Genomic DNA, 13,831 nt, shown 5'->3' on the forward strand with positions numbered 1-13,831 from the left:
AGACGTGGGGGAGCTATGTTGAATATCCTGATTCAGGAAACGAATTTATTCTTTCAGGCTGGGCTGCAGTATTTTTTCGAGGATTTCTTTGAGCATAATTTTCATCGACCCATCCATTTTAACGCAGGCCTGACCGCGGACAACGTCATTCAGGCCGATATTATTGTCCTTTCGCTCTGTCAGGGTGAAACGCTGACCTGTTTTCCTGAATTGCAGGTCCGGGAAAAAGGGATTGTGATAGGTCTGGTGGATGATGAGCACCGTTTTTCCGCGTTGCCCTCCTGTTTTCAGGACATCATTTTCCTCTCTCGCCGTGCTTCGCTGGATCATATAAGCGGCGCATTGTTTATCGCCTTGTTCAGGACGCAATTACCGGGATACACCTGGAATAAAAAATCCTGTTTCGAATGCCAACATAAAGTCCTGTCACCGCAACAGATTCGAATTATGGTGAATTTCTATCAGGGGCACTCGGTTGTGCAGACCGCCAACATATTAAAGATGAGTGATAAAACTGTCTTTACCCATAAATATATGATGATGCAGAAGTTTAACCTGCGAAGTGATTACGAGCTGATCGTTCTGCTCAGAAGGTTAATGGAGAAAAAGAGTCGGCCAAACCTGCTTCGCGATTACCTGGAAAATAATTATGCATGAGCGGTAATTTGATATTGCTGCAGAAAATATGCCGGGCAAGCGTAGCGCCGCCCGGCAGTATATTCACACGTTTACCGCACTGATTAACCGCGACTTCATGGACTGGTAGGCCGACGCCGCAAAGTCCTCGGCCCAGCGCTGATCCTCAATCGCCTCCAGCTGCACCGCACAATACTTCGTTTCCGGCGTTTTGGAGACGGGGTCGAGGTTATCCTGGGTCAGCTCGTTGCAGGCGCCAATCCACCACTGATAGGTCATGTAGACGGCTCCGGCGTTGATGCGTTCGCTGATGCTGGCGCGGGTTATCACTTTACCCCGGCGTGAACGTACCCAGACCAGTTGGCCGTCTGCAATTCCCAGTCTATAGGCATCGGCAGGGTTCATCTGGACGCGTCCAGGCTCGTCGGCCAGGCTTTGCAGCGCCGCGAAGTTTCCGGTCATGGAGCGACAGGAGTAGTGCCCCACCTCGCGTACCGTGCACAGCACCAGCGGATAATCCTCATCCGGGGTTTCCGCTGGCGCGCGCCAGGCGGCGGCAAAAAGTTGCCCTTTGCCCGTTGGGGTGTCGAACTGATTGTCCTTGTACAGGTAGGGCGTACCGGGGTGATCGAGCGTCGGGCACGGCCACTGAACATGGCCCATCTCGCCCATTTTTGCGTAGGTCACGCCGTAGAACAGCGGGCACAGCTCGCGCATTTCGTCCCAGATCTGCTGGTTGTCGTCGTAATGCATCGGGTAGCCCATCTCCGTCGCCAGCAGGCTGATGATCTCCCAGTCGCGCTTCACGTTGCCGCTGGCCTCAATGGCTTTCCCGAAACGCTGGAAGCCACGATCGGCGCAGGTAAAGACGCCTCCGTGTTCACCCCATGAGGTCGCCGGTAACAGCACGTCCGCCACTTCCGCCGTTTTGGTCATAAAGATGTCCTGAACCACCACAAAATCGAGCGCGTCGAAACCGCGACGGACCAGGCTGAGATCGGCTTCTGTCTGAAGCGGATCTTCCCCCATGATGTAATACGCTTTGACCTTACCTTCCAGCGCAAGATGCGGCACCTCGGTGATGCGCGTCCCGATGCGATCGTCCATTCTGTTGACGTCTACCTTCCACGCATCGGCAAATTTCTGTCTGACCGCCGGGTCCGTTACCTCCTGATAGCCGGGGAACATATTGGGCAGAACGCCCATGTCACACGCGCCTTGAACGTTGTTTTGCCCGCGCACCGGGCCAACGCCGACCGCCGGACGGCCCAGGTTGCCTGTCAGCAGCGCCAGGCTGGAAAGGCCTTTCACCACATCAACCGCCTGACCAAACTGGGTAACACCCATCCCCCACATTACCGTCGCTGACGGTGCCGCCGCGAACGTGCGCATTGCCTGACGCACATCGCGTGCGGGGATGCCGGTCAGATGCTCCACGCGCTCTGGCGCGTAATCTTTGACGATCTGTCGGTACGCCTCCAGCCCTTCCGTAAAACGTGCGACGTAGTTTTTATCGTACAGTTCCTCTTCCAGCAGTACATAGCCAAAGGCATTCACCAGTGCCATGTTGCTGCCGTTTTTCAGCTGAAGATGCTGATCGGCAATGCGTGCCGTTTCAATGCGACGCGGATCGCAGACGATGATTTTTGCGCCATTCTCACGCGCTTTCAGCACGCGCCGGGCGACGATAGGGTGAGAGTCTGCGCAGTTATAGCCGAACACCAGCAGGCATTTTGAGTTTTCAATGTCGTTGATCGAGTTACTCATGGCGCCGTTACCGAGCGTCTCCTGCAAACCGGCAACCGAAGGGCCATGGCAGACGCGCGCACAGCAATCGACGTTGTTGGTATTAAGCACGGCACGGGCAAATTTCTGCATGACATAGTTGGTCTCATTACCCGTTCCTCGCGAGGAGCCGGTGGTCATGATTGACCGTGGACCGAACTGTTCTTTGATGCTCTTGAGCCTGTGGGCGGTATAGCGAATGGCCTCTTCCCAGGTGACAGGGGTGAACGCCTCTCCTTTGTGGTAGCGGATCATGGGCTGCGTCAGGCGGGGGGTGAGCAGGCGGGTGTCGTTGAGGAAATCCCAGCCGTAGAATCCTTTCAGGCAAAGCGTACCCTGATTGGTGATGCCGTCTGCTGCTTCGGCTCGGATAATACGGTTATTTTCAACGACAAGGTTAAGTTTGCAGCCTGCACCGCAGTACGGGCAGACGCTGGCGATTTTTTTCATCAATAACAGACCTGTTAAGAAATGAAGCAATGTTTAACTGGAAAGCCCAGTCCCTTATTGGGCTTAAGCAGGAACCATGCCACATTGCTTGTGCTTGATTTACAGGGTGTTATGGAAGGAGGACGTGTCATCGTCAGGCTGTTCGTCAGAATTGACGATGACACGTTCGCTTTTTTGTGGGGAAGGATGTCAAAGATCGTCCATGGTGTAACCGACGACGATTTCCAGCGTCTTGCGGATCACATCCGCCTGAACGACATCGTCAGTGGCTTCCAGAGTCTGGATCAGCCAGAGGATAATGGCCTTATTGGTCAGATGTCCTTCAGACGCAAGGACACAGCGTACTGCAGTAGAAAAAACAGCGGACTCTTCAGCAAAACGTTCGCCTGCATGACGGAAGTATTCCGATAACGCACTGTCTAGAAAAGCAGAGTGAAATTCGGGTTGAAGCTGAATATTTTGTCTCATTTGTTCTCACCGTAGCTGTATGGTTGCAGTCAATGTATCTTCTTTGGATCGGACGGTTTTCCATTACCCAATAACGGCACTACATTGTCTCGACTCTCTCTGAGAGATCCCTCTCTTTTTGGTCGTCCGTGTGCGGTTCTGCGACGTTTAAAGGCGAGGTCATTTGAACCGATTTCGGCAATCACCCTCGCAAGTGTCTCCCGCCGCTGGGGATCCTTTTCATGTGCTTTCATACTGCGCAGACGCTGAATGAGACCTTCGGTTGTCACGGGGCCACGCTCTCTCAGAAGAGAAAGAACGGCTTCACCGATTAGCTGGTCGATCAGGCGATCTGCGTCACTACTGTTCATCACGTTACCGTTCGAAAAGCAGTCCAAGCAGCATGTGATAATGCTGTTCCTCTTCCGGGCCTTCAGCCCTTTCGAGGCGACTTAAAAGTTTGGTACAGAGCGATTTGCGATTGAGATGTCGCCCGTCGCTAAGAATCTCAACAACCACCTGACCCAGGGTCTCCTGCTGAGTAGGTAGCGCGGCTTTCTCGAAGTACTGCGCGATTGCTGCTGCTGAATCTGCGACATAACCGTTCTGGTTCATGTTTCGCTCCTGTAAATATCCGTAATCAGTAACGTTACAATTAAGGTATACATATTTTTCAAATCTGTACATTCAAAATGTACAGATTTTTAGATTTTTCTTGATATATTTTATAATTTTTATAAATATCAGTTGGTTGTGATTGTATCATTCAGCGTTATCGTTGCAGGATATATTGTACAATCTCTATTGTGCTCAGAGAGTTGTACAACACCAAAACCAGACTTTGTAAATGCGCTAAATCATTGACGTGTAAATTATTTGTTAAGCAATGAATGTGCTATAACAACACTCTATCCACGATCTTTTCGTGGCCGAACCTATAAACCCCCAGGAAAAGCATGCTAACAACCATCATTTACCGCAGTCATATCTGCGAGGACGTTCCGGTGAAAGCGCTGGAAGAAATGGTAGCTGCTGCAAATCGTAAAAATCGGCACTCCGATGTCACGGGGATCTTGCTGTTTAACGGCACACATTTTTTCCAGTTACTTGAAGGGCCAGTCGATAATGTGACGGCCATCTATCAGCATATCTGCCGTGACCCGCGACATCATAATGTGGTGGAACTCATGTGCGATCACGGTCCCTTCCGACGCTTTGGCAATGTGGGCATGGAGCTTTTCGATTTGCGTCAATTTGATACAGACGAAGTGCTCCAGCAGGTGCTTGATAAAGGGACGACGAAGTACCGGTTGACGTATAACGACCGTGCCCTGCAGTTTTTCCGGACCTTCGTTGAGGCCACAGAAAAAGCCAACTACTTTGAACTGCCTCCAGCGAACAGCTGGGATTTTATTCCTGAAGAGACGCCCTTATCCGCGCAGTCAGAGGTTGTGGCAAAAGGTGCAGATTGCAGCTTTGCGTTTCAACCTATTGTCGATCCCTTTATGCAGCAGATTGTTTCCTGGGAAGCGCTGATTCGTACGCCCGAAGGGGATTCACCTGCGGCCTATTTTCAGACTCTGGCGCGAGACGCGCTTTATGAGGCCGATCTGAAAAGCAAGCAGGTGGCACTGTCGATGGCCAGCGCGCTGGGGCTGCACACCCAAACGCTGTCCCTCAATCTGCTGCCGATGACGCTGGTTAACGTGCCTAACGCGGTTGATTTCCTGCTTACGGTCATTGAGGCGAATGGTTTTGTGCCGGAACAGATCGTTGTCGAGTTCACGGAGAGTGAAGCGATCTCCCGCTTTGACGAATTTACACACTCAGTCAGGCAGTTAAAGAGCGCGGGAATCAGTGTGACGATCGATCACTTTGGCGCAGGGTTTGCCGGGCTGCAGCTGCTGGCGCAGTTCCAGCCGGACAGAATTAAGATTAATCGGGATTTGATTGCCAACGTGCACAAAAGCGGCCCGCGCCAGGCGATTGTACAAGCCATCATCAAATGCTGCGCGTCCCTGGAAATCCAGTTCTGCGCGGTGGGGGTAGAGCTGGCTGAGGAGTGGATGTGGCTGGAATCCGCCGGGATTTCGCAGTTTCAGGGGCATCTGTTCGCCAGCCCGCGTCTGGGCGGGATCCCGGCTGTTGCCTGGCCTGAGAAAAAGAACGATTTCTAAAAACATGTACATGACACTCGAGAGTTAACTGTACGAAGAGATAAATTTAGACAACAATAGATAAACGAGTGAAAGGATTTGACCCCTTTCACTTGTCTCAGAACGAGGAGTTGGTTATACAAATGCGTTGTACAATCTGATAAGGTTGGTGCGGTTAGGTATGGAAGTGTTGAGCGTGAGGGAGTTAATGGCCTATTACAGTATCGGCGAAGTCGCCGAACGATGCGGTATCAACCCCGTTACGCTGCGTGCCTGGCAACGCCGTTATGGTTTGTTGAAGCCGCAACGCAGCGAAGGGGGCCATCGTCAGTTTGACGATGAGGATATCCTGCGTATCGAAGAGATCAAGCGCCTGATGAAAACCGGCGTCTCGGTCGGAAAAGTCAAAGCGTTACTGGAAAACAAAGAAGAGCTGACGCAGGGCAACTGGATCTCTTTCCAGGAAGAGATGATGACGGTTCTGCGTTACGCCAGCCCAGGTAAACTGCGCGCCAAAATCGGCGAGTTCCGCCGCGATCATGCGATGGATGCGCTGATCGATAACATTATTTCTCCGGTCCGACAGCGAATGAACCAGGACCAAAACACCGTGCGTCACATGGCGAGTCTTTTTGACGGCGTACTGATCGAATTCGCGGTCGCAAGCCTCGCGGAATCCCGCAAGAAAGCCGGTAAAGATGCTCTCCTGATCGGCTGGGAATGCGACGACCGAACGCATCTTTGGCTTGAAGCCGCGCGTTTGGCACAAAAGGGCTGGCATATTGACGTGCTGGCTGAACCCATCGATTCACCACGTCCTGAACTGTTCCCGGGGCAAAAAATCTTCGTCTGGACGGGGAAATCCCCCACACCTCGCCAGCAGGAACAGCTCGATCACTGGCGTGAACAGGGATTTGCTGTTTCATTTCATCACCGATCGTAAGAGGCCTTGAGGGCCTTTTTTTGTTTTTATCACTTCCTGAGCAAAAGCTATCTTAAAAATAGGCATTTCCGATGCATATTTTACTTTTCTCCTGTCCGCCACAAATGCCGCGGCGAAATACATTATTTATCAATGTATTGAACAATTAAATCCATCCTGCCTGCATCCTTCCACAGGGTCTATGCTTAATAAAAGTAACCAAAAAGGGCGGTTTACCCAGATGCCCCTACTGACAGGGGGTTGAAGTGATAATCGTTATCACTAACATGGTGTTATGCCCTGATGGCTATTCAGACGAGGTGGACCTATGGAACTGCATTCAGAAACCTTTAATCCGGCCGATTTTGCTTGGCGTGGTTTAACGCTCACGCCAGCGGCGGCGGCACACATTCACGAGCTGGTGGCGAAAAAGCCCGAGATCCTCGGCGTGCGTTTAGGCGTCAAACAGACCGGATGCGCAGGTTTTGGTTACGTGCTTGATACCGTCACCGAACCCGAGAAAGATGACCTGGTCTTCGAAACCGATGGCGCGAAACTGTTCGTGGCGCTGCAGGCGATGCCCTTTATCGACGGCACCGAAGTGGACTACGTCCGCGAAGGCTTAAACCAGTTATTCAAATTTCATAACCCGAAAGCCCAGAACGAATGCGGCTGCGGCGAAAGCTTTGGGGTATAGGCGGTACTATGTCTCGTAATACTGAAGCAACGAGTGATGTGAACACCTGGAGCGGCGGACACCTGAATTATAAAGAAGGGTTCTTCACGCAGCTGCAGACCGATGAGCTGGCGAAAGGCATCAACGAAGATGTCGTGCGGGCGATCTCGGCCAAACGTAACGAGCCCGAGTGGATGCTCGAATTTCGTCTGAGCGCCTTCCGCGCCTGGCTGGAAATGGAAGAGCCGCACTGGCTGAAAGCGCACTACGACAAGCTGAACTATCAGGATTACAGCTACTACTCCGCGCCCTCCTGCGGCAGCTGTGACGACACCTGCGCCTCGCAGCCGGGTGCGGTACAGCAAACTGGCGCAGAAAACAGTTTCCTGAGCAAAGAAGTTGAAGAAGCCTTTAATCAGCTTGGCGTGCCCGTTCGCGAAGGGAGAGAGGTGGCGGTGGACGCCATTTTCGACTCCGTCTCGGTGGCGACCACCTACCGCGAGAAGCTGGCAGAGCAGGGGATCATTTTCTGCTCCTTCGGCGAAGCGATTCACGACCATCCGGAACTGGTGAAAAAGTACATTGGGACCGTGGTGCCCTCTAACGATAATTTCTTCGCGGCGCTCAACGCGGCGGTGGCCTCCGACGGTACCTTTATTTACGTACCAAAAGGCGTACGTTGCCCGATGGAGCTGTCGACTTATTTCCGTATCAACGCGGAAAAAACCGGCCAGTTTGAACGTACCATTCTGGTGGCCGATGAAGGCAGCTACGTCAGCTATATCGAAGGCTGTTCCGCCCCGGTACGCGACAGCTATCAGCTGCACGCGGCGGTGGTGGAGGTCATCATCCACAAAGACGCTGAGGTGAAATACTCCACGGTGCAAAACTGGTTCCCGGGCGACGGCAACACCGGCGGCATTTTGAACTTCGTTACCAAGCGCGCGCTGTGCGAAGGCGAAAACAGCAAGATGTCCTGGACCCAGTCGGAAACCGGCTCGGCCATTACCTGGAAATACCCGAGCTGCATCCTACGCGGGGATAACTCCATCGGTGAGTTTTACTCGGTGGCGCTGACCAGCGGCCATCAGCAGGCCGATACCGGCACCAAGATGATCCACATTGGTAAAAACACCAAATCCACCATTATCTCGAAAGGGATCTCCGCCGGGCACAGCCAGAACAGCTATCGCGGGCTGGTGAAAATCATGCCGACAGCCACCAACGCGCGTAACTTTACCCAGTGTGACTCGATGCTGATTGGCGCTGACTGCGGCGCGCATACCTTCCCGTACGTCGAGTGCCGTAATAACACGGCCCAGCTTGAGCACGAAGCGACCACGTCGCGCATCGGGGAAGACCAGCTCTTCTACTGCCTGCAGCGCGGGATCAGTGAAGAAGATGCCATTTCAATGATTGTGAACGGCTTCTGTAAGGACGTGTTCTCTGAACTGCCGCTGGAATTCGCCGTTGAAGCACAAAAACTCCTCGCCATTAGTCTTGAACACAGCGTCGGTTAAGGAAAGCACATGTTAAGCATTAAAGATTTACAGGTTAGCGTGGAAGAGAAAGAGATCCTGCGCGGCCTCAATTTTGACGTCAAGCCGGGTGAAGTTCACGCCATCATGGGGCCGAACGGCTCCGGGAAAAGTACGCTTTCCGCGACGCTGGCAGGACGCGAAGATTACGAAGTCACCCACGGCTCCGTCGAGTTTAACGGCAAAGATCTGCTGGAGATGTCGCCGGAAGAGCGGGCTGGGGAGGGCATCTTTATGGCCTTCCAGTACCCGGTAGAAATTCCGGGCGTCAGCAATCAGTTCTTCCTGCAGACGGCGCTGAACGCGGTGCGCAAATATCGCGGTCTCGACGCGCTGGACCGCTTCGACTTCCAGGATCTGATGGAAGAGAAGATCAAGCTGCTGAAAATGCCGGAAGACCTGCTGACCCGTTCGGTCAACGTCGGCTTCTCCGGCGGTGAGAAAAAGCGTAACGACATTCTGCAGATGGCGGTGCTCGAGCCCGAGCTGTGCATTCTTGATGAGACCGATTCAGGCCTGGACATCGACGCCCTGAAGATTGTCGCAGACGGGGTGAACTCGCTGCGTGACGGCAAGCGCTCGTTTATTATCGTCACCCACTACCAGCGCATTCTTGACTACATCAAACCAGACTACGTCCACGTGCTTTACCAGGGGCGCATTGTGAAATCCGGCGATTTCACACTGGTTAAACAACTGGAGGAGCAGGGTTATGGCTGGCTTACCGAACAGCAGTAATGCACTCCAGCAGTGGCACCGGCTGTTTGAAACGCAGGGGCAATCGCGTTCTGAACAGGCCCAGCAGCACCTTCAGCAGATGCTGCGTCTGGGTCTGCCGACCCGTAAGCACGAAAACTGGAAATACACACCGCTTGATGGCCTGCTGAACGGCGAGTTTGTCACGCGCTCGGCGGACGTCACTCCGGTCCAGCGAGACGGGCTGGCGTTACCTGTGGATGCGTTGCGTCTGGTCTTTGTCGACGGCGTGTTTCACCCGGAACTCAGTGACGAGACGCGACACAGCGGCTTCGAAATCGCCGTGAATGACGTTCATCAGAGTCTGGCCGCACCGGTACAGCCGGAGGTCTTTCTGCATCTCACCGAAAGTCTGGCGCAGTCTGTGACGCATATCAGCGTAAAACGTAACCAGCGTCCGGCGAAGCCGCTGCTGCTGATGCACATCACTCAGGGGCTGGACGGTGACGAAATCAACACCGCGCACTATCGCCACCATCTTGAACTGGCGGAGGGGGCAGAGGCCACGGTGATTGAACATTACGTCAGCCTCAACGAGACGCGCCACTTTACCGGCTCGCGTCTGACGATGAATGTGGCGGCCAATGCCCAGCTTCACCACATCAAGCTGGCATTTGAGAACCCGCAGAGCCACCACTTTGCCCATAACGACATTTTACTTGGGCAAGATGCCGCGGCCTACAGCCATAGCTTCCTGCTCGGCAGCGCGGTGCTGCGCCACAATACCAGCACCCAGCTTAACGGTGAAAATACCACGCTACGCATTAACAGCCTGGCGATGCCGGTCAAATCTGAAGTGTGCGACACGCGCACCTGGCTTGAGCACAACAAAGGCTATTGCAACAGCCGTCAGCTGCATAAAACGATCGTCAGCGACAAAGGGCGCGCGGTGTTTAACGGCCTGATTAACGTGGCCCAGCACGCCATTAAAACCGACGGACAGATGACCAACAACAACCTGCTGCTGGGGCGTCTGGCGGAAGTGGACACCAAACCGCAGCTGGAGATCTACGCCGATGACGTGAAATGCAGCCACGGTGCGACGGTCGGGCGGATTGACGATGAGCAGATGTTCTACCTGCGCTCCCGCGGTATCGATCGGCAGGCGGCGCAGAAGATGATCATCTACGCGTTTGCCGCCGAGCTGACGGAAGCGCTGCACGATGGCGCGTTAAAACAGCAGGTGCTGGCCCGTATAGGTCAGCGTCTGCCTGGAGGCGAAGCATGAGTTTTCCCGTCGAGAAAGTACGGGCAGATTTTCCCGTTCTGACCCGTGAAGTGAACGGTCTACCGTTGGCCTATCTGGACAGCGCGGCCAGCGCGCAGAAACCGAATCAGGTGGTGGATGCAGAAGCCGAATTCTATCGTCACGGCTACGCCGCCGTGCATCGCGGTATTCATACCCTGAGCGCCGAGGCGACCCAACGTATGGAAAACGTGCGCACGCAGATTGCCGCCTTCCTCAATGCGCAATCGCCTGAAGAGCTGGTCTTCGTGCGCGGCACCACCGAAGGGATCAACCTGGTCGCCAACAGCTGGGGCAACGCGCAGGTGCATGCGGGCGATAACATCGTCATCACGCAAATGGAGCACCACGCCAATATCGTGCCGTGGCAAATGCTCTGTGAGCGCGTTGGCGCGCAGCTGCGGGTGATCCCGTTGAATGCCGACGGGACGCTTCAACTTGAGCAGCTTGACGCGTTGCTGGATGAGCACACGCGGCTGGTGGCGGTCACCCAGGTCTCTAACGTTCTGGGGACTGAGAACCCGGTGGCGGAGATTATCGCAAAGGCCCATCAGGCAGGGGCGAAGGTACTGATTGACGGCGCGCAGGCGGTGATGCACCACGCGGTTGATGTCCAGGCGCTGGACTGCGATTTCTACGTCTTCTCGGGACACAAGCTCTACGGCCCGACCGGGATTGGCGTGCTGTATGTGAAAGAAGACATCCTGCAGGCGATGCCGCCGTGGGAAGGGGGCGGGTCGATGATCGCCACCGTTAGCCTCTCAGAAGGGACTACCTACGCCCGCGCGCCGTGGCGTTTTGAGGCGGGCACGCCCAACACCGGGGGCATTATCGGGCTGGGGGCGGCGGTCTCCTACGTTTCTGCGATTGGCCTTGATGCCATTCAGGAATATGAACAGCTGCTGATGCACTATGCGCTTGCCCAGCTTGCCAGCGTACCGGATCTTACCCTCTACGGACCTGCCGACCGGCAAGGGGTGATCGCGTTTAATCTCGGGAAACACCACGCCTATGACGTGGGCAGTTTCCTCGATAACTACGGCGTAGCGGTCCGTACCGGGCACCACTGCGCCATGCCCCTGATGGCGTTTTACCAGGTGCCGGCAATGTGTCGCGCGTCGCTGGTGATGTACAACACAACGGAAGAGGTCGACAGGCTGGTGGCGGGGCTTAAGCGCATTCACCAGTTGCTGGGCTAACGGAGAGGCGAAAGATGGCAGAACTGCCGGATAAAGATAAATTGCTGCGCAACTTCGGGCGTTGCGCTAACTGGGAAGAGAAATATCTCTATATTATTGAGTTGGGGCAGCGTTTAGCGCCGCTCAGCGAAGAGGCGCATAACCCGGATAATATTATTCAGGGTTGCCAGAGCCAGGTGTGGATTGTGATGAAACAATCTGCCGATGGCACTATCGAATTACATGGCGACAGCGACGCTGCGATTGTGAAAGGGCTTATTGCCGTCGTCTTTATTCTCTATCACCAGATGTCGGCGCAGGACATTGTCGCTTTTGATGTTCGTCCCTGGTTCGAAAAAATGGCGCTCACCCAACATCTCACCCCGTCCCGATCCCAGGGACTGGAAGCGATGATCCGCGGCATTCGCGCCAAAGCTGCAATCCTTAGCTAGACTTAGAGAACAGCATTCATTCTGTTTCGCGAGGTGGTTCCCGCCTCGCTGGTTTTTCAGCTTTCTGGCGTTCTGTCAGTGAATAAGGAATCTCAGCATGAAGCGCGCGTCTCTAATAACTCTATTACTCCTTGGTTCGCTCGGTGTGCTTAATTCGGCCCGGGCGGTGGATTATCCATTGCCGCCCGCAGGCAGCCGTCTGATTGGGCAAAATCAAACCTACACGATTCAGGAAGGCGACAATAAACTGCAGGCCATTGCCCGCCGGTTTAATACGGCTGCGCAGCTTATTCTTGAAACCAATAATACCATTGCACCGGTGAACCCCGCGCCGGGGACGGTGATCACCATTCCTTCTCAAATGCTGCTGCCGGATACCCCGCGGGAAGGGATCGTGGTCAACCTGGCTGAGCTTCGGCTTTACTATTTCCCGCCGGGGGAGAATATCGTTCAGGTCTTCCCGCTCGGTATCGGGCAACTGGGACTGGAAACGCCGGTGACGACCACCCGCGTGAGTCAGAAAATCCCTAATCCAACCTGGACACCGACAGCGGGCATCAGGGCGCGCTCTCTGGCGCAAGGAATTCAATTGCCGCCGGTCGTGCCAGCAGGGCCAAATAACCCGTTAGGACGCTTTGCGCTGCGTTTAGGCGTTGGGAACGGTGAATATCTTATCCACGGCACCAGCGCGCCGGACAGCGTCGGTTTACGGGTCAGTTCAGGCTGTATGCGGATGAACGCTCCGGATATCAAAGCGCTGTTTGGGCAGGTGCGTGTTGGCACGCGGGTCCAGATTATCAATGAGCCGGTGAAGTTTGCCGTCGAGCCGGACGGGAAGCGCTACATCGAAGTACATCGCCCGCTGGCGCAGGTTGAGGGGGAAAACCCACAGGTAGCGCCCATTAGCCACTCCGAAGATTTCGCGACCTTCGTGTCTCAATCGGGGAGTGATAAAGCGCTTATCGATAAAGCCCTGTCACGTCGTGCGGGGATCCCGGTAGCAGTGTCTGCCGGTAATGGCCCATCAGCCAGCAACAGCGTGTTGTCGGTGCAGAACAGTCGGGTGTCAGCTGCGGTAGCCGAAGAGGAAGGGGAGAGGGTGACGCAGTAGGGGTTTGACGAAGGCAAAAAAAATGGCGCACAATGTGCGCCATTTTATTAACAGGTACTATTACTTACGGTATTTAGTAGCCTGGTTGTCCAGACGCTGGTTAGCGCGAGCTGCGTCGTCTTTAGCAGCCTGAACGTCGGAACGGATTGCGTTCACGTCGTTGCTCAGCTGGTCAACTTTAGCGTTCAGAGTCTGAACGTCAGAAGACAGCTGATCGATTTTAGCGTTGCTGGAGCAACCTGCCAGCAGAGTAGAACCCAGGATTACCGCGCCCAGTACCAGTTTAGTACGATTCATTATTAATACCCTCTAGATTGAGTTAATCTCCATGTAGCGTTACAAGTATTACACAAAGTTTTTTGGGTTGAGAATATTTTTTTGATGGGAATACGCCTATTTTTGATCGTTCGCTCAAAGAAGCAACGAATTTGGCCTTTTTGTCGAAAAAGCCATGTTAAAAAAGGCATTTTTCATCGGA

Annotated in this window: 15 protein-coding genes; 10 read left to right on the forward strand and 5 right to left on the reverse strand. The window is 54.1% G+C overall.

Translation table 11 applies throughout. The features are described 5' to 3' along the window. The first annotated feature begins 15 nt into the window (after window positions 1-15). A complete protein-coding gene (locus KW829_RS09610; protein WP_218308088.1) occupies window positions 16-657 on the forward strand; it encodes a LuxR C-terminal-related transcriptional regulator in 642 nt (213 codons plus the stop codon). A gap of 63 nt (window positions 658-720) precedes the next feature. Here KW829_RS09610 and fdhF read toward each other — a convergent pair whose 3' ends face one another. From fdhF to ycgZ, 4 genes are all read right to left on the reverse strand, one after another. Then, the gene (fdhF, locus tag KW829_RS09615) at window positions 721-2,871 is read right to left on the reverse strand and encodes a formate dehydrogenase subunit alpha (RefSeq protein ID WP_218308089.1); all 2,151 of its coding nucleotides are present in this window, start codon (window positions 2,869-2,871) and stop codon (window positions 721-723) included. Between the two features lie 189 nt (window positions 2,872-3,060). Continuing rightward, a complete protein-coding gene (locus KW829_RS09620; protein ID WP_010430215.1) occupies window positions 3,061-3,339 on the reverse strand; it encodes a biofilm development regulator YmgB/AriR family protein in 279 nt (92 codons plus the stop codon). Between the two features lie 29 nt (window positions 3,340-3,368). Continuing rightward, window positions 3,369-3,689, reverse strand: coding sequence for a hypothetical protein (locus tag KW829_RS09625; protein ID WP_010430217.1), 321 nt, complete (start codon window positions 3,687-3,689; stop codon window positions 3,369-3,371). A 4-nt stretch (window positions 3,690-3,693) separates the two neighbouring features. Then, window positions 3,694-3,933, reverse strand: coding sequence for a regulatory protein YcgZ (gene ycgZ, locus KW829_RS09630; protein WP_010430219.1), 240 nt, complete (start codon window positions 3,931-3,933; stop codon window positions 3,694-3,696). 341 nt (window positions 3,934-4,274) lie between these two features. Here ycgZ and KW829_RS09635 point away from each other — a divergent pair, with 341 nt between their 5' ends. The 9 genes from KW829_RS09635 to KW829_RS09675 all read left to right on the forward strand — a co-directional run bounded on the left by KW829_RS09635 (window position 4,275) and on the right by KW829_RS09675 (window position 13,353). Then, window positions 4,275-5,495 (forward strand): diguanylate phosphodiesterase, encoded by a 1,221-nt coding sequence (locus KW829_RS09635; protein WP_218308090.1) that lies wholly within the window; start codon window positions 4,275-4,277, stop codon window positions 5,493-5,495. 187 nt (window positions 5,496-5,682) lie between these two features. After that, window positions 5,683-6,417, forward strand: coding sequence for a MerR family transcriptional regulator (locus KW829_RS09640; RefSeq protein WP_010430225.1), 735 nt, complete (start codon window positions 5,683-5,685; stop codon window positions 6,415-6,417). A gap of 307 nt (window positions 6,418-6,724) precedes the next feature. Next, complete coding sequence (gene sufA / locus KW829_RS09645) at window positions 6,725-7,093, forward strand: Fe-S cluster assembly scaffold SufA (protein WP_010430228.1); 369 nt, start codon at window positions 6,725-6,727, stop codon at window positions 7,091-7,093. 8 nt (window positions 7,094-7,101) lie between these two features. Then, window positions 7,102-8,592: a Fe-S cluster assembly protein SufB gene (sufB, locus tag KW829_RS09650; RefSeq protein ID WP_010430231.1), complete on the forward strand. Its 1,491-nt coding sequence runs from the start codon at window positions 7,102-7,104 to the stop codon at window positions 8,590-8,592. Between the two features lie 9 nt (window positions 8,593-8,601). After that, on the forward strand, window positions 8,602-9,348 hold the full coding sequence (sufC, locus tag KW829_RS09655) for a Fe-S cluster assembly ATPase SufC (RefSeq protein ID WP_010430234.1): 747 nt from the start codon (window positions 8,602-8,604) through the stop codon (window positions 9,346-9,348). After that, window positions 9,323-10,594 (forward strand): Fe-S cluster assembly protein SufD, encoded by a 1,272-nt coding sequence (gene sufD / locus KW829_RS09660; protein ID WP_218308091.1) that lies wholly within the window; start codon window positions 9,323-9,325, stop codon window positions 10,592-10,594. The genes sufC and sufD overlap by 26 nt, the downstream gene beginning before the upstream one ends. Next, the gene (gene sufS, locus KW829_RS09665; RefSeq protein ID WP_010430238.1) at window positions 10,591-11,811 is read left to right on the forward strand and encodes a cysteine desulfurase SufS; all 1,221 of its coding nucleotides are present in this window, start codon (window positions 10,591-10,593) and stop codon (window positions 11,809-11,811) included. Before sufD ends, sufS begins: the two co-directional genes overlap by 4 nt. Before the next feature lie 14 nt (window positions 11,812-11,825). Continuing rightward, window positions 11,826-12,242: a cysteine desulfuration protein SufE gene (gene sufE, locus KW829_RS09670; RefSeq protein ID WP_108416839.1), complete on the forward strand. Its 417-nt coding sequence runs from the start codon at window positions 11,826-11,828 to the stop codon at window positions 12,240-12,242. 97 nt (window positions 12,243-12,339) lie between these two features. Continuing rightward, on the forward strand, window positions 12,340-13,353 hold the full coding sequence (locus tag KW829_RS09675) for a L,D-transpeptidase family protein (RefSeq protein ID WP_218308092.1): 1,014 nt from the start codon (window positions 12,340-12,342) through the stop codon (window positions 13,351-13,353). A 60-nt stretch (window positions 13,354-13,413) separates the two neighbouring features. Here the strand turns inward: KW829_RS09675 and lpp are convergent, their stop codons facing one another. Then, window positions 13,414-13,650, reverse strand: a complete 237-nt coding sequence (lpp, locus tag KW829_RS09680; RefSeq protein ID WP_010430241.1) for a murein lipoprotein Lpp — start codon at window positions 13,648-13,650, stop codon at window positions 13,414-13,416. Window positions 13,651-13,831: the final 181 nt, after the last annotated feature.

Source organism: Enterobacter sp. ENT02 (genome assembly GCF_019219165.1).
GTDB lineage: Bacteria > Pseudomonadota > Gammaproteobacteria > Enterobacterales > Enterobacteriaceae > Enterobacter > Enterobacter mori.